Source organism: Allobaculum sp. JKK-2023 (genome assembly GCF_034745455.1).
Classification (GTDB): Bacteria; Bacillota_I; Bacilli_A; order Erysipelotrichales; family Erysipelotrichaceae; genus Allobaculum.
The window spans coordinates 1629715-1655290 of sequence record NZ_JAYERV010000003.1 but is presented as its reverse complement, the minus strand read 5'-3'; the positions used below and the strand labels follow the sequence as shown (position 1 = coordinate 1655290).

At 46.8% G+C, this 25576-nt stretch carries 13 protein-coding genes and 4 rRNA genes; 12 read left to right on the top strand and 5 right to left on the bottom strand.

What is annotated here, in order from left to right; all coding sequences use genetic code 11:
- Positions 1-211 precede the first annotated feature (211 nt).
- Entirely contained in the window at positions 212-1282 is a 1071-nt protein-coding gene (locus U4956_RS06745) for a helix-turn-helix transcriptional regulator (protein WP_323089778.1), read from the top strand.
- Between the two features lie 425 nt (positions 1283-1707).
- On the opposite strand, the gene treC is transcribed toward U4956_RS06745, so the two are convergent.
- From treC to treR, 4 genes are all read right to left on the bottom strand, one after another.
- Positions 1708-3339: an alpha,alpha-phosphotrehalase gene (treC, locus tag U4956_RS06740; RefSeq protein WP_323089777.1), complete on the bottom strand. Its 1632-nt coding sequence runs from the start codon at positions 3337-3339 to the stop codon at positions 1708-1710.
- Between the two features lie 257 nt (positions 3340-3596).
- Positions 3597-5114 carry a PTS trehalose transporter subunit IIBC gene (gene treB, locus U4956_RS06735; RefSeq protein WP_323091471.1) on the bottom strand — a complete coding sequence of 506 codons (1518 nt, stop codon included), beginning with the start codon at positions 5112-5114 and terminating at the stop codon, positions 3597-3599.
- Positions 5115-5149: 35 nt separating this feature from the next.
- Positions 5150-5524: a glucose PTS transporter subunit EIIB gene (locus U4956_RS06730; protein WP_323089776.1), complete on the bottom strand. Its 375-nt coding sequence runs from the start codon at positions 5522-5524 to the stop codon at positions 5150-5152.
- A 441-nt stretch (positions 5525-5965) separates the two neighbouring features.
- Positions 5966-6676: a trehalose operon repressor gene (gene treR / locus U4956_RS06725; RefSeq protein WP_323089775.1), complete on the bottom strand. Its 711-nt coding sequence runs from the start codon at positions 6674-6676 to the stop codon at positions 5966-5968.
- A gap of 578 nt (positions 6677-7254) precedes the next feature.
- Between treR and U4956_RS06720 the strand changes: the two genes are divergently transcribed.
- From U4956_RS06720 to deoC, 4 genes are all read left to right on the top strand, one after another.
- Complete coding sequence (locus U4956_RS06720) at positions 7255-8466, top strand: M42 family metallopeptidase (RefSeq protein ID WP_323089774.1); 1212 nt, start codon at positions 7255-7257, stop codon at positions 8464-8466.
- 639 nt (positions 8467-9105) lie between these two features.
- Complete coding sequence (locus tag U4956_RS06715; RefSeq protein ID WP_323089773.1) at positions 9106-10536, top strand: serine hydrolase; 1431 nt, start codon at positions 9106-9108, stop codon at positions 10534-10536.
- 228 nt (positions 10537-10764) lie between these two features.
- Complete coding sequence (locus U4956_RS06710) at positions 10765-11562, top strand: hypothetical protein (RefSeq protein WP_323089772.1); 798 nt, start codon at positions 10765-10767, stop codon at positions 11560-11562.
- 208 nt (positions 11563-11770) lie between these two features.
- The gene (gene deoC / locus U4956_RS06705; protein WP_323089771.1) at positions 11771-12460 is read left to right on the top strand and encodes a deoxyribose-phosphate aldolase; all 690 of its coding nucleotides are present in this window, start codon (positions 11771-11773) and stop codon (positions 12458-12460) included.
- A gap of 179 nt (positions 12461-12639) precedes the next feature.
- Here the strand turns inward: deoC and U4956_RS06700 are convergent, their stop codons facing one another.
- Positions 12640-15219, bottom strand: a complete 2580-nt coding sequence (locus U4956_RS06700; protein ID WP_323089770.1) for a helicase-related protein — start codon at positions 15217-15219, stop codon at positions 12640-12642.
- 1101 nt (positions 15220-16320) lie between these two features.
- Here U4956_RS06700 and U4956_RS06695 point away from each other — a divergent pair.
- The 7 genes from U4956_RS06695 to U4956_RS06665 all read left to right on the top strand — a co-directional run bounded on the left by U4956_RS06695 (position 16321) and on the right by U4956_RS06665 (position 25257).
- Positions 16321-17849, top strand: a 16S ribosomal RNA gene (locus tag U4956_RS06695).
- A 354-nt stretch (positions 17850-18203) separates the two neighbouring features.
- A 23S ribosomal RNA gene (locus U4956_RS06690) occupies positions 18204-21087 on the top strand.
- Positions 21088-21320: 233 nt separating this feature from the next.
- A 5S ribosomal RNA gene (rrf, locus tag U4956_RS06685) occupies positions 21321-21427 on the top strand.
- The 16S, 23S and 5S rRNA genes sit together here, the layout of an rRNA operon.
- Before the next feature lie 203 nt (positions 21428-21630).
- Entirely contained in the window at positions 21631-21855 is a 225-nt protein-coding gene (locus U4956_RS06680; protein ID WP_323089769.1) for a type II toxin-antitoxin system Y4mF family antitoxin, read from the top strand.
- A complete protein-coding gene (locus tag U4956_RS06675; RefSeq protein ID WP_323089768.1) occupies positions 21848-22186 on the top strand; it encodes a HipA N-terminal domain-containing protein in 339 nt (112 codons plus the stop codon). The genes U4956_RS06680 and U4956_RS06675 overlap by 8 nt, the downstream gene beginning before the upstream one ends.
- 2 nt (positions 22187-22188) lie before the next feature.
- On the top strand, positions 22189-23148 hold the full coding sequence (locus U4956_RS06670; RefSeq protein ID WP_323089767.1) for a HipA domain-containing protein: 960 nt from the start codon (positions 22189-22191) through the stop codon (positions 23146-23148).
- A gap of 580 nt (positions 23149-23728) precedes the next feature.
- Positions 23729-25257, top strand: a 16S ribosomal RNA gene (locus U4956_RS06665).
- The last annotated feature ends 319 nt before the right edge of the window (positions 25258-25576 follow it).

Sequence of the window (25576 nt, the reverse complement as noted above, 5' to 3'; positions counted from 1 at the left end):
ATTGGGAATGTCCTTTATCATGGGCTCATCAAGTCGGTTTCAAAGAAACAAGGACTTGAGTGCGCTGCGTATCAAAATTTAAGATCAAGTGATGGATCGAGCAGGGGTAAAAAAGCTGGAAAATGAAAGGCCTGCTGGCTGTTTGCTTCCTGGTCCGTCGCTTTCTATCAGACAGGGTCTGCAGGATTGCGGATCCGGAAAGGATATCTTTATGAAATTTGCTGAAAAACTGACTATATTGCGCCGCCGCCGAGGCTGGAGTCAGGAAGAACTGGCTGCCCAGATTGGTGTCTCCCGTCAGGCAGTGTCCAAATGGGAGAGTGGACAGAGTATGCCAGACCTGGATAAAATTCTGATTCTGTCCGATCTGTTTGAAGTCAGTACGGATACGCTGCTCAAAAGCGATCGACAGCTGGCTCCTGTTACATTTGAAGATCTGGAATCCAATGAAGGGGATCAGGAAGACGGTTTTGGAAAAGAGATCATGATGGCAGACCAAAATCCTCAAATGCCGGACATTCCCTCGAACAAAGTGGTTGATCTGATGAGCGCAAAGCGATTTTTAGAAGTCAAAGAATATACGGCGCCTCGAATGGCTCTGAGTGTGTCGGTCCTGATTTCCAGTGTCATTCCTCTGCTCTTTTTGTTCGCCATCCGTGAGCTTGGCTGGCTTGGCATGGCCATGGCTTCAGAAATGGCTGTTGGTCTGGGACTCTGTTTCCTGTTGGGACTGGTTGCTTTCGGTGTCTATAAAATCATTCGGGATGAACCTTTAGTTCAGCCCTATGAATATCTGGAAAAGGAAAGCTTCCGGCTGGATGGGCAGGCGTATATGTTTACCGAAAAGGTCAAAGACGAATGGGAGCCGCAAATCCAAAGACAGATGGCGACCGGTATTGTGCTTTGCATTCTTTCGCCCATTGCGATCTTTGCGAGCCTGTTTATGAAAAACAATGGATCCTTCCTGTTGATCGGCGTATGCGTTTTGCTGGGATTTGTCGCGGTGGGCGTCAATTTTATCGTGCGGGCTATCACTTTAAAAGAAGCGACAGATATTCTGCTTCAGGAAGACGATTACACAACGTCTGCCAAGAAAGTCAATAAAGTCATTGAACCATTCGCGGGTGTGTACTGGACGTTAGTGACTGCCATTTATCTGGCCTGGTCGTTTCTTTCCAATCAATGGAGCCGCACCTGGATTATCTGGGCGGTCGCTGGAATTTTGTTTGGCGCTTTGAGCGCGGGTATCAATGCTTATCTCAGACAGAAGTATTCAGACTGAATTGAATCTGCCTGAATGACTTTATCCTTATTTCTATCATCCTTGTCTCTATCGACACCGTTGGTTGACACCAATGGAAACTTGGACAAAAACAATTGGAATCTTCAACGAAAAATTCCCATCTGCCTGGCTGTGGCGGATGGGAATTTTTGTAGAGTGAGAAAAATACGTTAAGTTGGTAAAGATCTGGGGATGAACCAGGACTTCCAGGCCTCAAAACAACATCCCAGATTCCATGGATCTGAAAGACAGGGGATCAATCTGTTCTGTCAGAAGGATGGAAGAATGAGAAGAATTTTGAGAAACGGAAGCAGGCGCCGTTCACCATCCAGATCTATGGTGTTTCTGAATTGCAAGAATAAGAGTGAAGACACTTGGTTTGCCGGTTGTGGCTTGGTCCAGTGTTGACTTTGTGCAAATCCGTTTTATCTTTTTTCCAGAATCAGGGATTCGTAAGGACGAAGTGTCTTTGTCTCTTCGCTGAAATTCGGATAGTTGGACAGGATGCGATCATAGCCATGCAGATCTAAAGCCAGCGGCGCTTCTTTGCCATAGAAGTTATGGATGCAAAGCAGTTCCTTGTCATCCAGGACACGCTTGAAGGCATACAGATTTTCATCGTCGTCCAGTAAAGGAACGGTTGAGCCCTTCTGGAGGACAGGATTGTTCTTTTTGAGATCGATGAGTTTCTGATAGTAGGCGTAGATGGAATCTGGATCTTTCTTCACCGCTTCTACATTAACGGTATCGATATTGTCGTTGACCATCAGCCATGGCTTGCCGGTTGTAAAGCCGCCATTGGCCTGGCTTGTCCATTGCATTGGACTGCGGCCGTTGTCGCGACTCTTGGACTGGAGCGTTTCTAAAATCTCGGCATCCGAAAGGCCCTTTTCCTTTAACATCTGGGCAGCATTGAGGCTTTCGACATCGACATAGTCCGCGATGGCTTTGGTGTTGATGTTGGTCATGCCGATTTCATCGCCATACAACAGATAGGGAGTACCGCGGCGGGTGAAGAGCACACTAGCTAACATCTTGGCCGATTCTTTTGGATAGTTGACGGGATCGCCAAAGCGGGAAAGAGCCCGGGGCTGGTCATGACAGTTCCAGAAAATCGCATTCCAGCCGCCTTCTTTTTCCATTTCGGTATCCCATGTGAACATCAGATCTTTGAGTTCCTGGAAATCAAAGGGCATCAGCGTCCATTTCTGCTTGTCTTTGTAGTCGATTTTCAGATGATGGAAGTTAAAGCACATGGACAGTTCTTCGCTTTCAGGGCGGGAATAACCGGCACAACGATCGATAGAGGTGGCCGACATTTCACCAACCGTCATGGCATTGGCCTGGCCTAACGCTTCGTCATACAGCTGGTGGAGATACTGGCCGACTTTTGGGCCGTCGGTATAAAATTCTTTGCCTTCCGATCCTTTTGGTGCCTCCTGATAGGAATTTTTATCGATCAGGTTGACGACATCAAAGCGGAAGCCTTTGACGCCTTTTTCAATCCAGAATTTCAGGACGTTGACCAGTTCTTGGCGCACTTCTGGATTTTCCCAGTTCAGATCGGCCTGGGTGGGGTCGAAAAGGTGAAGATAGTATTCATCAAACTGATCCACATACTGCCAGCACGGACCGCCAAATTTGGATGGCCAGTTGGTTGGCAGCTTGCCGTCTTTGCCTTTTTTCCAGATGTAGTAGTTTTTATATTTTTCATCGCCAGCCAGGGCTTTTTTGAACCACTCATGTTCCGTTGAGGTGTGGTTGAATACCATATCGAGCATGATGCCAATCTTGCGGTTGCGGGCCTGGGCGATCAGTTCTTCAAAGTCTTCCATCGTTCCATAGTCTGGATTGATGGCGGTATAGTCAGCCACATCGTAGCCATTGTCCTTTTGGGGAGATGGGAAGATGGGGTTAAGCCAGATCATGGTGACGCCAAGATCTTTCAAATGATCAAGATGGGAAATAATGCCGCGAAGATCGCCAAGACCATTGCCCGTGGTATCCTGGTACGACTTCGGATAAATCTGATAAACCACTTCTTTAGAGCAATCCATATGTATTCATCCTTTCCTCATTTCAGAATTTTGTTACCTCAGAGTTTTGTTCACTTCAGAGTTTTGTCTATTTCAGATTTTGTTTCTCTTTTTCTATTTCTCAGTTTTGCCTGATGGCCTTTGGCTTCCTTTTCGGGTTTGCATTTTCAAGTCTGCCCCTTTTGCCATGACAGAAAGAGAGGCGGCAAAAGGGGCAGACGAAAGGATATTGACAGGTAAGAAGCAAAGGGTAAAGCAGGAAAATCGGAATAAAGCGATTAGTCGTTGGCTGTTGGCAGGATAACTGCAGCCTCATCAGTCGCTTTGATGGCCCCCTGAGTGAGCAGTTTTACATTCTGGCCGCTTGTTACAACAACTGGGGATATAACAGGCTTGCCCGCTTTGCGGATGGCATCGAGATCCATTTCAACCAGTGGATCACCGGCGCTGACCAGGTCACCCTGTTGAACACGCAGGTTAAATCCCTGACCATTGAGCTCAACCGTGTCCATACCTAAGTGAATCAGGACTTCTTCGCCTTTGATTGTCTTTAAGCCAATTGCATGTTTTGTTGGGAAAATCATCATGACTTCAGCATCGCAGGGGGCAAGAACAAGGCCGTCGGTTGGATCAATCGCAAACCCCTGACCCATGGCACCAGAAGCAAATGCCTGGTCTTCAACTTCAGATAATGGAAGCAGTGTTCCAGTCATTGGAGCATTTAAGATTACATCTTTTGCAGCCTGTTCTGGAGTGAGCTGTTTTTCAGGTTCAGCTTCGCCATACAGAACTTCAGCAGACAGGTGGGATTTACCCCATACGTAAGTCAGTGTAAATGGAATCACAATCGCAATCACCATAGCGATGGCAAATAAGCCCCAGTACTGTGGGAAGATGGACAGGATCCCCGGCAGACCGCCGACACCAATCGAGATAGCGCTGATGCCAAAGGCAACAGAGAACATTGCAGCAATGGAGCTGCCAATCATGCCGCACACGATTGGGAAGCCATATTTTAAGTTAATACCAAATAATGCAGGTTCAGTTACGCCTAAGTAGCAGGAGATTGCTGCTGGCAAAGCAACCTGCTGGAGACGTTCATTTTTACGGGTTAATAAGGAGAAGCCAAGAACAGCAGAACCCTGAGCAATGTTGCTTAAGGCGATCATTGGCCAGAGGATCGTGCCGCCATAAGTCGAAATCAGCTGCGAGTCAATCGCATTGGACATGTGGTGCAGACCAGTGATGACAAGTGGAGCATAAAGCAGGCCAAATACACCCGCAAACAGCCAGCCCAGTGGATTCATCAGTCCAGCATAAACAACTTTGGAAATCCAGTCGCCAAGTACCCATCCGATTGGACCAACGATGGTATGAGCGATTAAAACCGCTAAAACCAAAGAGCAGAAGGGAACAACGATGATGGATACGATTGCCGGCGTGATCTTCTGGAAGAAGCGTTCAAGATAAACCAGAACAAATCCCGCCATGATTGCCGGAATGACCTGCGCCTGATAGCCGATCATGCGCACTGTCGCAAATCCAAAATCCCAGACTGGAATATCAGCAGGAGCTGTAGAAGCCACCGCATAAGCGTTTAATAACTGTGGGGAAACCAGGGTGATTCCCAGAATAATACCCAGAATCTGACTGGTGCCCATTTTGCGGGTAATAGACCAGGTGATGGCTACAGGTAAGTAGTGGAAGATCGCCTCACCGATCAGCCATAAGAAACTGTCGACGCCGCTCCAGAACTGAGAAATATCGCATAACGTTTTGGTGCCATTTTCAAACAGATACAGGGAGTCAATGCAGTTACGGAAGCCCAGAATCAGACCACCGGAACCAGAGCCGGAATAATCGGCGTGAAGATCTCACCAAGGTTGCCAATCAGGCGCTGCAGCCAGTTCTGATTGGTTTTGGCAGCCTGTTTTACTGCATCTTTGGATGCTCCTTCCAGACCGGAGACTTTGATGAAGTCATCGTAATAGTTGGTTACATCATTACCGATGATGACCTGGAACTGACCAGCCTGAGTAAAAGTCCCTTTTGCGGTGGGCAGTTTTTCGATTGCCGCTACGTCTGCTTTGTCCGGTTCAGCCAGAACAAAGCGCATGCGGGTGACACAGTGGGCGACGGAGACGATGTTCTCTTTGCCGCCGACCAGTTTCAGAAGCTCTTTCGCTTCCTTTTGATAATCAGCCATGTTTTTCTCCTCAGTTTCCGTATGGAAACGCTCTCTACTAAACGAATTTCTATAAATTTCTTTAACTTGTACGTACATGTCTTTTGACGCTCTTACTATAACTTGTACGTACAGGTTCTGTCAACGAAAATATGGAAAAATTGCGAATGATTTTGTGTGAACGTTTTGGATAATTATAAAAAGATGAAATAAACTCCCGATCGGATGATAAATCTGGATGGATAAAGGCGATCCTCTTTAGAAAACACCCGCGGCAAAACCCAGGTTCAGCAAAAACAACATGCCGGCATCCCAAAAACGAGCCGAGATCTTGTTGGTGTATGGACAGCTGAAAAAGCGAGTTCAAAAGAAGGCAGCCTGAAAAGCAGCCAGGCACCATCCAGGGCTGCTTACAGTACAGGCTTGAAACAGCCTGGATCCGAAAACGAAAAAACGGAAACGCTATAAACGTTCCCGGCGAGAGAAATCAAGGAATTTGAATTTATCGGTGCGATGGCGCGATTCGGTGTACTCAAAGAGTGTCGCATCTTCCAGGTAAGTCAGGGAGCGGACGATCACAAGCAAATTGCCACCTTTGAGATCCAGATGTTCCTGATCAAATTCAGAGGCAGGTTCGACGGTAATTTCCTTGCGCGCAAAGCCAATCGGCTTGCCCAGAACCTGTTCGATATATTGATATAAGGAATCCTGCGCAATTTCCGGAGTCATTCCGGGAATCACTTCGGGATTGAGATAATCCCGGTCTTCAATAATCCGTTCGCCATCATAAGAGCGGATGCGATAGATTTCCAGGGCTTTAGATCCTTCCGGCATGGTCAGCTTTTCAAGAATATAGGGATCGTCAGTCAGTCCAAAGCGGATGACATCCGTCTCAATTGTCTGTGGGGACCGCATCGCCAGTTCCTTAAAGGAAATCAGACCAGAAGCTGGAAAGGTCACAATATCAACAGGGAGAACTTTTGAGCCTTTCCCTTTTTCTTTGAGAATACTTTTTCGATCGGCAAGCAGGTTGAGTGCCTTGCGCACTGTATCCCGGCTGGCATCAAACTCTTTACACAACTCGTTTTCACTGGGCAGATAGGAGTTAGGTGGATATGTTTTATGGGTAATTCGTTCAGATAGTTCACGGGCGATCTCAATATATTTCGACATAGACACTCCTTTCGCACCGATAGACGGATCAATGGAAAAAAAACATGAGGGAGCAGACAAAAATCAGAGGCAGGTTGTACAGTAAAAATATCGATTCTTATTCTATAACGAATCAAACGTGGAAATCGTGAATGAATTCTCACGTCTGGTTCAAAAATTGAGAGGCTGCGTCTGGTTCTGAAAGGAATCGAAAAACGATAAACAGATTTATGATCCCGTTTAGGACAAGTGCCGGATCCAGAGATCCCAGAAAAACCGGATTGAAGATGGAATCAAAGAATCGTGAAAATTTAGGTTCTTACGCAAATAGCGTGTTCAATGACAATCACTATTATTAACATTAGTGATTGCAACCGCTCGTAATAATCCAAAATGTCATAGGTATATCCAATTTGAATTAGATAAAGTTACCTGATCGACAATGTGAATGGCGATATTCCCTTGATTCATCAAGGTTACCAGTGCTAAAAACCACATTTGCGTAAGATCCAAAATTTATCCCGGCAATCAACAGCCTGACTACTTTGCATTATAAAAGAGAGTGACTGGATAGAGAGTGCATAGGAAGGAATTCATTTATGGCAGAGAGAAAAAAACAGAAACCAAAGGGCCTGAGCAACCCCCTGAACAACCAGACGGAAGCCCAGGTCGAAAAGAAGAAAACGATTGAACTGGTCCAGGCATTAAGCAGCGCTTTTGGCCCATCCGGGCTGGAAGATGAAGTTCGAGACGAGATCTGTACCCGCCTGCAGACTCACATCAAGCCAAGATACAGCTTTTCCAGGGACAGCATCGGAAATCTGTATGTCGAAAAGGCCGAAAAGAGCCGGCCGTGGATCATTCTGGATGCCCATATGGATGAAGTGGGTTTCATGGTCCAGAATGTTCTGACCGATGGAACACTCTCCTTTTTGCCTTTAGGGGGCTGGGATCCGGTCAATGCGGCTGGACAGGCCGTGACCATTCGCACCGTGAATGGCGATTTTATCCGGGGTGTTGTCACCAGTATTCCACCCCATTTTCAAAATGGCCAAAATAAAAAACAGCCCAACTTCTCCAGCCTGCATATCGATATTGGAGCAGGCAGCCGGGATCAGGTGCTTGAAGCCGGAGTAGAGCCAGGCTGTTTTGTCGTGCCACACACCGAATGTACGTTTGACTGGCGGTTCAATACATTTTGTGGAAAGGCTTTTGATGACCGGATCGGCTGCGCGGCTGCCATGATGACGCTCGAAGGGCTGAAGGATCAAGAACTGTCCCATGTTGAAGCCCTCTTTACTGCCCAGGAAGAAGTAGGCGAACGCGGCATGATGGCTGCTGTGGAAGCTTTGGAAGGAAAACTGGCGATTTGTTTTGAAGGCTGTCCGGCGGACGATACCTTTGGCGAACCTTTTCCGACCAGTGCGCTGAAAAAAGGTCCGATGATCCGCGCGTTTGATAAATCGATGATTACGCATCCTAAATGGCTCGATTTTGCCCGCCTGATTGCCCGTAAAAACGATCTGCCGCTCCAGATTGCGGTCCGCAAAGGCGGGGGAACCAACGGCGGCATTTTGCATACCCATAATATTCCAACGATTGTCATCGGCATCCCGACAAGATATGCCCACAGCTGCTGCTCCTTCTGTTCCATCGATGATCTCAATAATGCGGTAAAGCTCGCCTGCAAAATCATTGAAGGTGTCGTTGAGATTGCTCAAAAAGCACAGGATTCGATGGCTCCTGTTTTTGCGCCAGAAGAAGAATGGGTGGTTGATTGTCTCTTTCATGCCATCCCGACGACAATCTGAATTTTGAAGACCGCGCGTTGGATGCTTTCGATAAACGGCCCTTTTAATCTTGACTGGTAAAAATGAGGGTTCTTACGCAAACAGTGTGTTTAGCTATCATCACTATTATCAACGATAACAATTGCCGCTAAGTCCGATAACCCAAAATGCGATAGGCAAACTCATCTCGAATTAGGTATTGTTATTGAATCAACAATATGAATGATGCAAGCTTATTCATTCGCCAGAATCATTAGTGTTAAAAACTACATTTGCGTAAGATCCAAAATGAGCCTTAGTTTAAAACCACTCTAAATCCATCACGATCATTTCAAAGTCAGCTGGCCAGATGAGCAGAAGGGCAGAAAGGGGAAAATACTGGAACGCGCTGAAAAAAGAAAACGGGCAGGTTCCAATCCTGAGCAGTCTTATACAGATTGTAATTTTTGAATAAAAAGATGATAAAGGGAGCTGGGACGAAAGCAAAAGGCAGACAAGAGTAAACAAAGAATGCAAATTGATGCCTTAAAAGATGAAAATTGCTTTTCTTTTTTGAAAAGGCTGTACAGTTTGTTTATTCCCTCGTATTTTGGTCAGTTTTTTGGTTTGGATCTGGCTGGCGGGATTGACTCTGATATTACATCTTATAATATACATGGTATGGCTGATACGAAGAACATGCGCAAAAAGCGCAAGAAGAAAAAAAGAAGACTTAGATACGATCCTGTCCGACTGGGGATTGTAATTGTTGTCGCGCTGGCAATTGTCTGCACGGCCTGTTTTTCCGTGTACGGAGTTGTGAACATGTTCCGCTCCGGAAATAAAGAGAAGGTCAGTGAAACCATTGCTGATTCTTCCTCCACCTCCTCCAGTACATCCGGTTCGATTTCGAATACCACCCAGATTACCGCAAGCGTTGCGGCTGATCCAAGTCCGGCTTTAGTCAGACTGGCTGCCGCAAAAACGACCATGGAAGCGATGTTTGAAGATAACTCTCTGGCGGATCTGAAAGTTCAGATCAATGACTACCTGACCAATAAAGGCATTGATCCGACCAAAGTCTCCTGGGCAATTCAAGATCTGGTGACCGGTGAAACGGTTGAATCCAACAACGCCCGCCAGAACTTTACGGCAGCATCGACCTATAAACTCCCCCTTTGTGTTTACTACTATGAAGAGATTGCGGCTGGTCGTATTAACCCGAGCGATACCCTCGTCTATACCGAAGAAATGCGGGAAGAAGAGGATGATGAAAACCTCAATCAGCCAATTCACCGGAAATACAAAGTCGGTGACAAAATTCAGATTGATGAACTTCTGGAAGCTGCCCTGTTATATTCGGATAACATCGCCGGCCATATGTTATATTCCAACATTGGCGGCTATACAGCCTTCAAAGAAATTGTCGCTAAATATGCCAGTGTTCCACAGACCTCAGATTTCTATATTGAATCCGAAAACCTGATTAACGCTGACTACATGATGCGGCTGTTAAAGTATATCTATGAAACACCAGGAACGTTTAACGATCTGAAATACTGGCTGCAGTACACCGCCTATAACACGTTCCTCAACCGGGATGTACCAGGCACGTATATTCAGAAAATTGGAAATATCAATGAAGTCCGCAATGCGGTTGGCATTTATAATGGAACTCCGCCTTTCACCTTATCGATTTACTCCTGTGCCTCAAAAAAAGATGGTCTGGATATTTTAGGAGAAGTCGGCGCCATGGTGTTATCCTATTTCACCAACCGCTACTACAGTGGAGTCTATTCTGCTTACGACATGACTCCTTATCTCGAACTCAATGCCCAGATGTCGACACCGCCTGATGTCATTGAAGACCGTGATGGTCCAGATGGCCAGAAACTGCCGGAAATGACTGAAGAGCAGAAGAAGAAAATGTCCGAAGCCATTCAGAAAGAGCTTGGCGGCGACGAAAGTTCGGCCCAGAGTTCTGAAACGGTTCAGCCAGAGGTCGTTCCTGAAACGCAGGCTCCAGTTGCCGAACCGGAAAGCTCCTCGAGCCAGTCGCAGACTTCTGACTCTGCCCAGGACAGTTCTCAAATTCAGAGCCTGGCGGTCTGAGTTTTCGAAAGCGATCTATAAAAACATTCAAAGATTACATCCTATTGAAGCCTTCGCTCTTTTGGGCGGAGGTTTTTGCGATCAGAAAGGAAGTGAGAAGACATGCACAACATTTTGGATCAGATACAAACAAGAATTTCTCATCGCCTGCAGACCTGTCGTCGACTCACTTACCTGGCTCTTCTGATGCCCCTGAGTGTTTCCCTTGCAGGCTGCCAGGTAAATTCCATGACCATTTCAACGCTCTCTGATTCCTCGAATAAGGAATCCTCACTCTCAACTTCTTCACAGGCTTCCAGTCAGTTTGAATGTACAAGCCAGAAACCAGAAGAGCAAAAACCGACCTTGACAGATTTTTTACGCACGGCTTTGCGGCCAAAAGATCAGGTGCTCTATGTGTGGGGCGGCGGCTGGAATGAAGAAGACACCGCCGGCGGTATGGAGGCCAATACGCTGGGAATGGCACCAGGCTGGAAAACGTTCTATGAAGAAAACCTCGATGGGTATATTGCAGAAGATCACGCCTACGAAATCCACAATGGCCTGGACTGCTCCGGCTATTTAGGCTGGGTGCTCTATAATACGCTCGATGACAAACGGGATTACGTGGTCAAATCTGATCAGTCCGACGAATTTTTAAGCGGACTCAATCTTGGCCAGCGGCGGGAGGCCAAAGAGGTCAGTGAAATTCTGCCTGGCGATATCATGAGCGAAGAAGGCCATGTCTACATTGCGTTAGGCCAGTTTGAAGATGGCAGCGTTTTAATGGTGCATAGTTCTCCTCCTGGGGTACGCATGTCTGGAACAGAAGGGATTGCCTATGAAACAGCCCTGCTGTACCAGAATAATGGCTGGGATCCACTGGCCGATTCTTCGTTTCTTGACTATGACCAGTTTCGCTTCAGTGAAGAAGCCCTGCCGGATCCTGATCATCTGCGTGAAATGACAACCGCTGAAGTTGTGGACTTTCTCTACGACGATCCATCTATGATTTTCTCTGAATCCTCTTTGCAGCCGCACGAGTGAATCAAATCTAAATCGAATCGACCTGGATGTTCCATTGAATGTCCAGGTCTTTTTGGATGAAAACCAATTCACCTGAAAACAGATCGGCTTTTTGCACAACATCATGCAGGAAATTGAACTGATCTTTTTGATTCCCGTCTGCCATAATAGAAGATAACGATACATCGAAGCCAGGCATCCAAAAGATGCATGACAAAAAGGAGCCTGTATGCCAAACACACTTGATGCAAAAACACTGGCCGCATATTTTGACCACACTTACCTCAAGCCCTATGGAATGGATGAAGATCTGATTCGTTTATGCAAGGAAGCAGATCAGATTGGCGCTGCCATGGTGGCGATCAATTCCCAATGGACTTCCTTCTGCAAAAAACAGCTTGCCAACAGTCCAGTCCATGTTGGAGCTGCGATCTCTTTTCCGTTAGGACAAAGTGATCTGGACACCAAATGTTTTGAAACGGCCAAAGCCATTGAAAATGGAGCAGATGAAATCGACTATGTCATCCATATCGGCAAAGCGAAAATGCATGACTGGGACTATCTGGAAGAAGAAATGCGCCGGATTGTGAAGATCTGCCGCGAGAACCATGTCCTGTGCAAAGTCATTTTCGAAAACTGCTATCTGGAATCAGAAGAAATCAAGCAGCTGGCCTGCATCGCCGCAAAAGTTGGCCCGGACTTTATCAAGACTTCTACCGGCTTTGGACCTTCCGGGGCCGTACTGGAAGATGTGCGCCTGATGAAAGAAAACTGCGGCCCGAACGTTCAGGTCAAAGCCGCCGGCGGCATCCGAGATCTGGATACCTGCCTTGCGATGATTGATGCTGGAGCAACCCGCATCGGAACCAGTTCATCCCTCAAAATCCTTGAAGAACTCAAAGTCAGAAACCAGAAGTAGAGTTTTCAGAATTTTCTGACAATCCTAAATCAGTACAAAATCCCGGCAAGACAGAAACGCCGGGATTTTTAAATGACAATTCCGCATCATCAGGACAAGCATCGCTCAAGATCCCTAAGATAAACAGAACGATAAGTTTATGAGATCGATGTTGATTGATCTCTGTCTTCTTGCGACACCTACCACCAGTTGGGCTCATCGTCAAAATCAAAGTCATCGCTATCAGGAGATGGCCCGTAAATCTTGTCATGGCAGTTTTGACACATACTATAGGGATAATTCCAGGACAGCTTCTTGTTGCAGTATTTACAAGTTCTGCCCTTAGACGGTTGAAGAAGAAGGTTTGCGATCGTATGGGCGATTTCATGCCGCTTGTGTTGAGCGTATTCTTGTTCGAAAGTGGATTCTGACATACGGGCATATTGATAATAAAGATCCCATAACGCAAACAGAGTAGTCAGACTGTCAATATCATGCTGATTCAGAGTATTTTCGTAGCAGTGATAATGATCCGGGCGCATCTTTTGGATATCTTTGCCAATACCGGCTTTCATCAACGCAATCCAATATTCATGAAGGATAGGATTTTCAAAATTGAATGTCATCGTACTAAAAACAGCCGCGAGATTTTCATTAGCGAGATATTTTTCGGCTTCTCTGGCTTTCAGAATATCTGCGGATACATTTTGCTGGACGAATGCGGAATCTACTTTACTCTCTGTTTTCCAAATCTCCAGTTTTTCCGATAAACGCCCTGGCATTGTGTATAAAAAACGAGGAGGCCCAACAACGGGTGGTTGCGAATAGTCCGATTTGCGTTCTAAATATTCGCGCAGCTTCTTCTTCTGACCTTTGCTTTGATGGGGCAGGCAAAAAATCCCATTCTCATAAATTCCATACCGACCGGCCCGGCCTGCAACTTGCGCAATTTCACCTGGGTAAAGAGTGCGGCGGTTATGGCCATCATATTTTTCATCTTCTAAAAAGATGATTCGCGAAATAGGAAGATTCATACCCATTCCAATACAATCGGTAGCGACCAGTACCGGTGCCTGACCAGAGGCAAAGCGTTTGGCTTCCAGCTGCTTGGTCTCATATGGCAGAGATCCAAACAGCTTAGCGCAGACCATTCCTTTTTCTTCCAGCTCGGCGGCCACCGTAAATACCGCTGTTTTAGAAAAGACGATGTAAGCGTCACCTGGTTGTGGGTGGCTGAGATCTGGTGATGGCTGTTGGATGAGAGGTGTCATTCGCTCGTGGCTAATGATTTCATAACTATCCCCGCAGCTTTCGATCAAGGAAACCAGTGTTTGTAATCCTTCGGGGGCCGTGCATAAATGAAGCTCGTGAGCCTGCAGACCAAGAATGACTTCTGTCCAAAAACCACCGCGGTCTAAGTCAAAAATCATCTGGCATTCATCAATCACTGCTACGTCGTAAACATGATTGAGATCGGATGTTTCAACGGTCGAAGCAACATGAGTGGCCTGATTATCGATATTTTGTTCTTCACCAGTGATGAGCGAAGTATGAAGGCCGCTTTCTTGAAGATCGGTATAAGTCTGGGCAGCTAACAGACGCAACGGCGCACAATAAATACCGGTTTTTGCATTTTTTAAAGCCAGAATGGCTTGATAGGTTTTGCCAGAATTTGTTAGACCTACATGAATCGTCACTCGCCGATTCATAGATCTAGCTTTTGGATAGCGATTCGGCAAAGCGGGCAGGCTGGTCAGTTTAGAAACCAGCGTTTGTTTAAGCGTATTCCAGCGCTGCCAGACCTCTTTATAGTGGGGATTGCATTGCAGATCAGCTAAAATGTCCTGATCGCTGTACTCAGGATAGGAATATAAGCAATCGTGGTCAGAATAGAGATCAGCCAAACGCAGCTCTTCGTCAGCCTGTTTTAAAAAGAACCCTTGTTCTGTGCCTTTGAGACCTGCTTCAACGGCGGCATCCGACATCAGCTGGGCCCAGAACTCTAAAGCATCAAGATAAATTGGCATCGTTCCCCCACATTCTTCGTCTAATTGAAATGCATGGCGAATAGAGTAGAGGATATTGGCAGCGTTCGCAGGTGACATATCCAACAAGTCTTCATCAATTTTTGAATGGTGACGATAATGTGAGTTTGTCAGCCAGGCGTTATAATTTTCGACCCATTTGACATATTCAGGAATGTTTTTTGTTCGGACAACATTTCGATACATCTCAAGTCTTTGATTGCAGGCAAGATCATCAATACAATTTGTTAAAAGTTGATCGAACAGATTATTGTCCAACATCGCAGTGATGATGTCACAAGAATCTTGATGAGGAAGTTCTTTTAGCTTGCGCTGGCAGGCTGTATCTGCCAATGCACAAGCGTGAACAATCTTCTGTGCTCGTTTATTCTTTAAACACTTGAGAATAGATAGTTGTTCTTCAATGGCCAGTTGTTTCCAATAAGCCAATACGACTTTATCTTCCACGACTGAATGACTATTGATTGTATGGTTTGTAAGCATACGGGATCTGACAGTATTTTTAAAGCCTGGAATGGCCTGGAAATCGCTGACATCCATTTTGGCAATTGTCTCCTGAATGGTCTTGTTATAGGTTTTCTTCAGATCTTCAACACGTTCTTCAAGCGGCTTTCTGGATTCAAGAACGCTTTTCGCAATATGAGTCAGCTGTTGTTTGGCTGCTTCAAAATCGAAATTCAAATTTTTGATTAAAGGATTCATGGAAGTTATCTCACCTCTATTTCTTATGGCCAAGCAAATACTCGGTTTTCAATTGACAAGGTTCAATTGAGCAGCAGAGCACTTTAATCTTGGTACTTGTATATACGCGGATTTGTGGGGCTGCTTCTATTTTTTGAAATTTTTTTGGAATAGCTCTTGAACAAGTCGCTTTTGAAAAGAGCAGCTCAGTTGTACGGAGCAGATTTCTTGATAGGAGAAGGTCTCTGGATCCAATCCGCACCTCATCGCTTTATCCATTCTGGCCAATCTTGCAAAATCGGCGCTCCTATACTATAGAAAAATGGAGGATGACTCTATCAATTTTAAAATTAGCATCAGCTGCTATCGTCAATGAGACGGATACGAAGGCAATCAATGAACTGATCAACACGGATGAGCTCCTTGCAGCTAATTCCACATATGTTTTTTCATAAAATCCAGGCTATGGAAACATTGTAGTGAGCGGGCCATAAGCGGGGGACCTACTTCAATCCATGGTTAGCTGACTATGGCTATGATATTAAACAGTTAATATTTGATATATTGGGCAGGGATGGCAAAAAATATGGCAGACTGCCCTTTGAGGATCCATGGCATAGGCGGTGAAGAAAGCAAACTGTACTATAGTAAAAACAAAGCCCGGTCTTTGGGTGAGTACACCCGCTAACAGAACATATTTCTTGACCGGATCCAAAAACAGGTGTATTCTCTAATTCACTGGTCAAAAAGAACTGGGAATTCAAAACAGGGTGTTTGATCAGAATGTGAATTTACAAAATATTTTCACAAAAGTACTTGACCCGGAATGCCACCCGGTGTTATAGTAACTGAGCGTTAAGAAAACGCGGCAACAAAGCCGCTGATCTGACGCAAATCATCTTTAGATATCGAAGAAATCATTGATTGTGAAATTCCTAAAAATATTTCACAAAAGATGTTGACTTCCAATATGGCAGATGATAAGATAAACAAGCCTTGTGAGGGAAGTTGATTAACTCACAAACGGATGGCTCTTTGAAAACTCTGATTACAGACAATTCAATATTCGAAATTAACACGTCGATTCTTGAAACAACACTTAATACTTCAATAATCAATTCACGAAATATAAACGCAATAGCGTTGAGTCAATATCAAATGGAGAGTTTGATCCTGGCTCAGGATGAACGCTGGCGGCATGCCTAATACATGCAAGTCGAACGGAACACTTTTGTGTTCAGTGGCGAACGGGTGAGTAACACGTAGATAACCTGCCCATATCCGGGGGATACGCTTTGGAAACGAAGTCTAAAACCCCATAGGAAAACAGAAGGCATCTTCTGTTTTTGAAACAGGCCCTAAAGCCTGGGAGATGAATGGATCTGCGGTGCATTAGTTAGTTGGCAGGGTAAAAGCCTACCAAGACGATGATGCATAGCCGGCCTGAGAGGGCGATCGGCCACACTGGGACTGAGACACGGCCCAGACTCCTGCGGGAGGCAGCAGTAGGGAATTTTCGTCAATGGGCGCAAGCCTGAACGAGCAATGCCGCGTGAGTGAGGAAGGTCTTCGGATCGTAAAGCTCTGTTGCAGGTCAGAAAAGAAGGAAAGAGGAAATGCTTTTCTTTTGATAGTAACCTGCCAGAAAGTCACGGCTAACTACGTGCCAGCAGCCGCGGTAATACGTAGGTGGCAAGCGTTATCCGGAATGATTGGGCGTAAAGGGTGCGCAGGCGGCGTGGCAAGTCTGAAGTGAAAGGTACGGGCTCAACCTGTACAGGCTTTGGAAACTGTCACGCTCGAGGACAGGAGAGGGCGGTGGAACTCCATGTGTAGCGGTAAAATGCGTAGATATATGGAAGAACACCAGTGGCGAAGGCGGCCGCCTGGACTGTTACTGACGCTCAGGCACGAAAGCGTGGGGAGCAAATAGGATTAGATACCCTAGTAGTCCACGCCCTAAACGATGAGGAGCAGGTGTCGGGGGTAGAACCCCGGTGCCGAAGCTAACGCAATGACTCCTCCGCCTGGGGAGTATGCACGCAAGTGTGAAACTCAAAGGAATTGACGGGGGCCCGCACAAGCGGTGGAGTATGTGGTTTAATTCGAAGCAACGCGAAGAACCTTACCAGGCCTTGACATGGGATGCGAAGACTTAGAGATAAGTTGGAGGTTATCATCCACACAGGTGGTGCATGGTTGTCGTCAGCTCGTGTCGTGAGATGTTCAGTTAAGTCTGGCAACGAGCGCAACCCTCGTGATCTGTTACTACCAGTAAGATGAGGACTCAGATCAGACTGCCGGTGACAAACCGGAGGAAGGCGGGGATGACGTCAAATCATCATGCCCCTTATGGCCTGGGCTACACACGTACTACAATGGCGCCTACAGACGGAAGCGAAGCTGTGAAGTGGAGCGAACCCGAGAAAAGGCGTCCCAGTTCGGATTGAAGTCTGCAACCCGACTTCATGAAGTTGGAATCGCTAGTAATCGCGGATCAGCATGCCGCGGTGAATACGTTCCCGGGCCTTGTACACACCGCCCGTCAAACCATGGAAGCCGGCAACGCCCGAAGCCGATGGCATAACCTGAAAAGGAGTGAGTCGTCGAAGGCGGGGCCGATGACTGGGGTTAAGTCGTAACAAGGTATCCCTACGGGAACGTGGGGATGGATCACCTCCTTTCTAAGGAGAAAGTACAAGGAAGCATTAAGTAACTAAGTTGGAGTCTGTAACAGAGTTTTGGAAGAGCGATCTTCCAGACTGTAAATCATCTTCTTCTCGAAGAACAAAGTTCAAAAGAGAAGTACAGAAGAAACAGTCTAAACCATGGATCTTTGAAAAACGAACATCAGTATAAGACATAACAGAAGGTCTGACGTAAGTTGTAAGTAACAACGTTACGAAAGTAACTGACTGAAAAGAGAGAAGAAATTCAATCTTTGAAGTCACAAGATTTACCAAGTCAGAAAACAGTTAACAGTTCTTATTAGAAAAATCTCGAAAAAGCATAGTTAAAAACAAGCATATTTGAAACTAGATCAAGCAAGGAAGGGCGTACGGAGGATGCCTTGCCACTCTTGAATGATGAAGGACGCATCAGACTGCGAAAAGCTGCGGGGAGCTGTCAGGAAAGCGACGATCCGCAGGTATCCGAATGGGGGAACCCGGCTGGAGTCATATCCAGTCATCCATATCTTTGATGATATGGAGAGCAACCCGGTGAACTGAAACATCTAAGTAGCCGGAGGAAAAGAAAACAACAGTGATTTCCCGAGTAGCGGCGAGCGAAAGGGAATTAGCCCAAACCATAGCGATATGGGGTTGTAGGAGCGCACCAGACAAAACGCGAGTGAACAGGAACGTGATGGAAAGCACGGACACAGAAGGTGAAATCCCTGTACTGGAAAGCAAGCCAAGTAGTCAGCGAGATCCTGAGTACGACGGGACACGTGAAATCCTGTCGGAAGCAGGCGGGACCATCCGCCAAGGCTGAATAAGTAAGAGTGAGCGACAGTGAAGAAGTACCGTGAGGGAAAGGTGAAAAGAACCGCGCAAGCGGAGTGAAAGAGAACCTGAAACCGTATGCCTGCAAGAAGTCAGAGCCCGTCAAAGGGTGATGGCGTGCCTTTTGTAGAATGAACCGGCGAGCTGCTTTTGGATGCAAGGTTAAGCAGGAAAATGCGAAGCCGAAGCGAAAGCGAGTCTTAACAGGGCGAATGAAGTAGCCAGGAGCAGACCCGAAACCGGGTGATCTAGCCATGGGCAGGTTGAAGCAGAGGTGAAACTTTGTGGAGGACCGAACCGACCATCGTTGAAAAGCTGGCGGATGACCTGTGGCTGGCGGAGAAATTCCAATCGAACCCGGAGATAGCTGGTTCTCCCCAAAATAGCTTTAGGGCTAGCGTTAACGCAAGCCTGCGGAGGTAGAGCACTGAATTCATGATGGCCCCATCCCGGGGTACTGAATGGAATCAAACTTCGAATGCCGCAAGGAGAAAAGTTGGCAGTCAGAGTGTGGGTGATAAGGTCCATGCTCAAGAGGGAAACAGCCCAGACCGCCGGCTAAGGCCCCAAAATGATGACTCAGTGGAAAAGGATGTGGGGACGCACGGACAACTAGGAGGTTGGCTCAGAAGCAGCCACCCTTTAAAGAGTGCGTAACAGCTCACTAGTCGAGTGGCCCTGCGCCGAAAATGTACCGGGGCTAAGTCATCTGCCGAAGCCGCGGATAAGGATTGAAAGATTTTTATGGTAGGGGAGCGTTGCATGTTCATGGAAGCAGAATCGTGAGAGTCTGTGGAGGACATGGAAGTGAGAATGCCGGTGTGAGTAGCGAGATGCAGGTGAGAATCCTGCACACCGAAAGCCCAAGGATTCCAGGGGAAGGTTCGTCCGCCCTGGGTCAGTCGGGACCTAATGATAAGCCGACAGGCGAAGCAGATGGAAAGCAGGCGAAGATTCCTGCACCCGCAATAAAGGCGATGGAGTGACAAAGACGGGAAGTGTGACCCTCTTAATGGATTGAGGGCCAAGCGCGGCAGTACGGATCCAGGCAAATCCGGATCAATGCGTACAGAGCGTGAAGGGTAAGCGAAATTGAAAGAAAGTAGCCAAGCACATGGAGCGGCTTTCAAGAAAAGCTTCTAGCTTAAACTTTATTGCGGCCCGTACCAAAACCGACACAGGTGGGCGCGCTGAGCAAGCGAAGGTGAGCGAGAGAACTGTTGCCAAGGAACTCGGCAAAATTGCCCCGTACGTTCGCAAGAAGGGGCGCTCGAGAGAGCCGCAGTGAAAAGGCCCAAGCGACTGTTTAACTAAAACACAGCTCTATGCAAAGCCGCAAGGCGAAGTATATGGGGTGACACCTGCCCGGTGCTGGAAGGTTAAGGGGATCTGTTATCCGCAAGGAGAAGCAGTGGTCCGAAGCCCCAGTGAACGGCGGCCGTAACTATAACGGTCCTAAGGTAGCGAAATTCCTTGTCAGGTAAGTTCTGACCCGCACGAAAGGTGAAACGATTTGGGCGCTGTCTCGGCAGCAGACTCGGTGAAATCTTAGTACCTGTGAAAATGCAGGTTACCCGCAACTAGACGGAAAGACCCCATGGAGCTTTACTGCAGCCTGGTATTGGGTTTTGGATGATCATGTACAGGATAGGCGGGAGGCTATGAAGAAGGAACGCCAGTTTCTTTGGAGCCGCCGTTGGGATACCGCCCCTGATGATTTGAAGCCCTAACGTGAAGAGAGAATCTTACAGACAGTGCCAGGCGGGCAGTTTGACTGGGGCGGTCGCCTCCTAAAGAGTAACGGAGGCGCCCAAAGGTGCGTTCAGTCTGGATGGAAACCAGACAGAGAGTGCAAATGCAAAAGCGCGCCTGACTGCGACACCAACAAGTGGAGCAGGGACGAAAGTCGGGATTAGTGATCCGGCGGTACCGAATGGAAGGGCCGTCGCTCAACGGATAAAAGCTACCCTGGGGATAACAGGCTGATCCCGCCCAAGAGTTCACATCGACGGCGGGGTTTGGCACCTCGATGTCGGCTCATCGCATCCTGGAGCTGGATTCGGTTCCAAGGGTTGGGCTGTCCGCCCATTAAAGCGGTACGCGAGCTGGGTTCAGAACGTCGTGAGACAGTTCGGTCCCTATCTGTTGTGGGCGCAGGAGATCTGAGGGGAGCTGTCCTCAGTACGAGAGGACCGGGATGGACCTGCCAATGGTGCATCGGTTGTCACGCCAGTGGCACAGCCGGGCAGCCAAGCAGGGAATGGATAAGCGCTGAAAGCATCTAAGTGCGAAGCCAGCCCCAAGATAAGATCTGCGGTAGATAAGACCCCTTGAAGACTACAAGGAAATAGGCTGGGTATGGAAGTGGAGTGATCCATGAAGTTGGCCAGTACTAATCGGTCGAAAGCTTAATCTAAGATAAACGAGAGCGCCTGTTGGAGTGATGAAGAATGAAGGATATGGAAACAGAGTCAAAGACGCAAGTTAAAGACAATGATTCCAGAATCATTCAAAATCACAGACAGGCGGTAATAAGAAGTAAACGATCAGAAATGATCAGAACATAACTGTAACCAAAGTTATGTCGAAGCTGATGTTTGTTTTTGAAAGATCCATGAGATAAAATGGTTAAGTCGTAAGACAAACCAGTATGGTGACGATAGCCAATGGGTCACACCCGTTCCCATCTCGCACACGGAAGTTAAGCCATTGAACGCCGACGATAGTGTAAAAGCAAAAATAGGAAGTCGCCAGACAAAAGCAAATCCCTGAAGGATAAAGGAGAAATCCGATATTCTTCAGTTTTTTTTTTTTTTTTTTTTTTCTATGTGGCATACACTTTAGATTCCTGATCGGGTATACTTGAGAAAATATGATCGGATAAGACAAGAACAAAACGATTGTGTGGAAAGAATGAGCATGGTTAACAATAAATGAGAAGCAAACAGAGGTGGATGGTATGGAGAATCAACAAAATCTAATCGGCCGGTGGGTGCGCGAACAGCGAAAAAAGGCGGGCTTAACGCAAAAAGAATTTGCTCTTCGCTCAGGATTAGGCCTTCGCTTCGTTCGTGATCTGGAACAAGGCAAAAATACAGTGCGGATGGATAAAGTCAATCAGGCCTTGTGGATGTTTGGAGCGGTGGCTGCCCCGGTTCGACAAAAGGACTTGAACGATGACTGAACAAATTTTAAGTTTGCGAAAGGCCGCGGTTTTTGTCCAGGAACGATATTGCGGTCTTCTGGAGGAAACAGAGGAAGGATATCGATTTACTTATAACGCCGACTATGCGGCCAATCAACTTCCTGCTGTTTCCTTAACTCTTCCTATCCGGGAAGAGCCATTTTCATCTTCTGTTTTGTTTCCTTTCTTTGATGGCTTGATTCCTGAAGGTTATCTTCTGGATCTTGCAGTGAAGAATTGGAAACTCGATGGTATGGATCGCTTTGGCTTGCTGCTGGTATCCTGCCGTGACTGTATTGGTGATGTAACAATTTACCCCAAGGAGGTCTGATGATGAAACGCTGTCTTTACTGTAATCGTCCAATCCGGCCTTCTGCTTCTTTAGAAGAAAAAGAAAGTGAATGGCACACAGAATGCGCGCAAGAGTTCTTTGGCTTCTTGGAAGTTCCTAAACTGGATTTGGATTCGAAGACGATTGAAGAACTGGCCAAGCGAACAATCATGCAAGGTTTGACTGTTCCCGGTGTTCAAAAAAAGATTTCTCTTCATTTGTCCAGGGACGGCCAGCCACGCTTAACCTTGGTTGACTATCCATCTGGATATATCCTCAAACCGCAAAATAAAGAGTATCCCTGGCTTCCAGAATTTGAAGAGACAGCTATGCGTATGGCTGTGGCTGCGGGAATCCGGACTGTTCCTTTTGCGTTGATTCGAATGGAAGACCAATATGCCTACATCACGCGCCGAATTGATCGCTGCAAGCAGGGCAAACTGGCCATGGAAGATTTCTGTCAGCTTACTGGTCGCTTAACACGAGACAAATACCGGGGATCGTATGAAGCCATCGGGCGCAAAATTGCTGAATATTCGATGCAGCCTGGGCTGGATCTGACGATTCTGTTTTCACTGCTCGTTTTTTCGTTCATCACAGGAAATTCTGATCTGCATTTGAAAAATGTGTCGCTCATCGAAGAAAGACCGGGAAGCCGTGAATATTCGCTTTCAAAGATTTACGATATTCTTCCGGTCAACATTGTCCTGCCATCTGATCAGGAAGAAACTGCTCTTACGCTCAATGGCAAAAAGAAAAATCTGCATCGGAAAGATTTTCTGCAGTTTGCTTTACGCGTTGGACTCCAGAAGAAACAGGCAGAGCGACTTCTGGATCAGATGCTGGCGCAGGAAAAGAAGATTTTAGCTGAACTGAATTGTTCTCGACTGCCAAAGCAAGAACAAGCGGCCTGGAAAGATCTGATTATGGAGCGGTGCAGTCGATTGAGAAAGAATAACTAAATATCCCGATCGGGTATATTGCGGGGATAACCTGAAGAAGTATACCCGATCGGGATATTTAATATTTTGCCCCCCCCTTCAAATGTGTTGAATCTGCTCAGGAATACTGGAAATTTGCGGATGAAAGTCATAAGCTTCAATCCCGAAAAAAGGATAAACTCCTAACATTTCGTCTTGCTTTGATACAGGGTGGAGCACCACCCGACAATCGTGAAGTTATAAAATATTTTCACAAAAGTACTTGACCCGGAATGCCACCCGGTGTTATAGTAACTGAGCGTTAAGAAAACGTGGCAACAAAGCCGCTGATCTGACGAAAATCATCTTTAGATATCGAAGAAATCATCGATTGTGAAAATCTTAAAAATATTTCGCAAAAGATGTTGACGAATGATCTGGCTGATGATAAGATAAACAAGCCTTGTGAGGGAAGCTAATTCACTCACAAACAGATGGCTCTTTGAAAACTCTGATTACAGACAATTCAATATTCGAAATTAACACGTCGATTCTTGAAACAACACTTAATACTTCAATAATCAATTCACGAAATATAAACGCAATAGCGTTGAGTCAATATCAAATGGAGAGTTTGATCCTGGCTCAGGATGAACGCTGGCGGCATGCCTAATACATGCAAGTCGAACGGAACACTTTTGTGTTCAGTGGCGAACGGGTGAGTAACACGTAGATAACCTGCCCATATCCGGGGGATACGCTTTGGAAACGAAGTCTAAAACCCCATAGGAAAACAGAAGGCATCTTCTGTTTTTGAAACAGGCCCTAAAGCCTGGGAGATGAATGGATCTGCGGTGCATTAGTTAGTTGGCAGGGTAAAAGCCTACCAAGACGATGATGCATAGCCGGCCTGAGAGGGCGATCGGCCACACTGGGACTGAGACACGGCCCAGACTCCTGCGGGAGGCAGCAGTAGGGAATTTTCGTCAATGGGCGCAAGCCTGAACGAGCAATGCCGCGTGAGTGAGGAAGGTCTTCGGATCGTAAAGCTCTGTTGCAGGTCAGAAAAGAAGGAAAGAGGAAATGCTTTTCTTTTGATAGTAACCTGCCAGAAAGTCACGGCTAACTACGTTCCAGCAGCCGCGGTAATACGTAGGTGGCAAGCGTTATCCGGAATGATTGGGCGTAAAGGGTGCGCAGGCGGCGTGGCAAGTCTGAAGTGAAAGGTACGGGCTCAACCTGTACAGGCTTTGGAAACTGCCGCGCTCGAGGACAGGAGAGGGCGGTGGAACTCCATGTGTAGCGGTAAAATGCGTAGATATATGGAAGAACACCAGTGGCGAAGGCGGCCGCCTGGACTGTTACTGACGCTCAGGCACGAAAGCGTGGGGAGCAAATAGGATTAGATACCCTAGTAGTCCACGCCCTAAACGATGAGGAGCAGGTGTCGGGGGTAATGCCCCGGTGCCGAAGCTAACGCAATGACTCCTCCGCCTGGGGAGTATGCACGCAAGTGTGAAACTCAAAGGAATTGACGGGGGCCCGCACAAGCGGTGGAGTATGTGGTTTAATTCGAAGCAACGCGAAGAACCTTACCAGGCCTTGACATGGGATGCGAAGACTTAGAGATAAGTTGGAGGTTACCATCCACACAGGTGGTGCATGGTTGTCGTCAGCTCGTGTCGTGAGATGTTCAGTTAAGTCTGGCAACGAGCGCAACCCTCGTGATCTGTTACTACCAGTAAGATGAGGACTCAGATCAGACTGCCGGTGACAAACCGGAGGAAGGCGGGGATGACGTCAAATCATCATGCCCCTTATGGCCTGGGCTACACACGTACTACAATGGCGCCTACAGACGGAAGCGAAGCTGTGAAGTGGAGCGAACCCGAGAAAAGGCGTCCCAGTTCGGATTGAAGTCTGCAACCCGACTTCATGAAGTTGGAATCGCTAGTAATCGCGGATCAGCATGCCGCGGTGAATACGTTCCCGGGCCTTGTACACACCGCCCGTCAAACCATGGAAGCCGGCAACGCCCGAAGCCGATGGCATAACCTGAAAAGGAGTGAGTCGTCGAAGGCGGGGCCGATGACTGGGGTTAAGTCGTAACAAGGTATCCCTACGGGAACGTGGGGATGGATCACCTCCTTTCTAAGGAGAAAGTACAAGGAAGCATTAAGTAACTAAGTTTGGAGTCTGTAACAGAGTTTTGGAAGAGCGATCTTCCAGGCTGGAATTCATCTTCTTCTCGAAGAACAAAGTTCAAAAGAGAAGTACAGAAGAAACAGTCTAAACCATGGATCTTTGAAAAACGAACATCAGTATAAGACATAACAGAAGGTCTGACGTAAGTTGTAAGTAACAACGTTACGAAAGTAACCGACTGAAAAGAGAGAAGAAATTCAATCTTTGAAGTCACAAGATTTACCAAGTCAGAAAACAGTTAACAGTTCTTATTAGAAAAATCTCG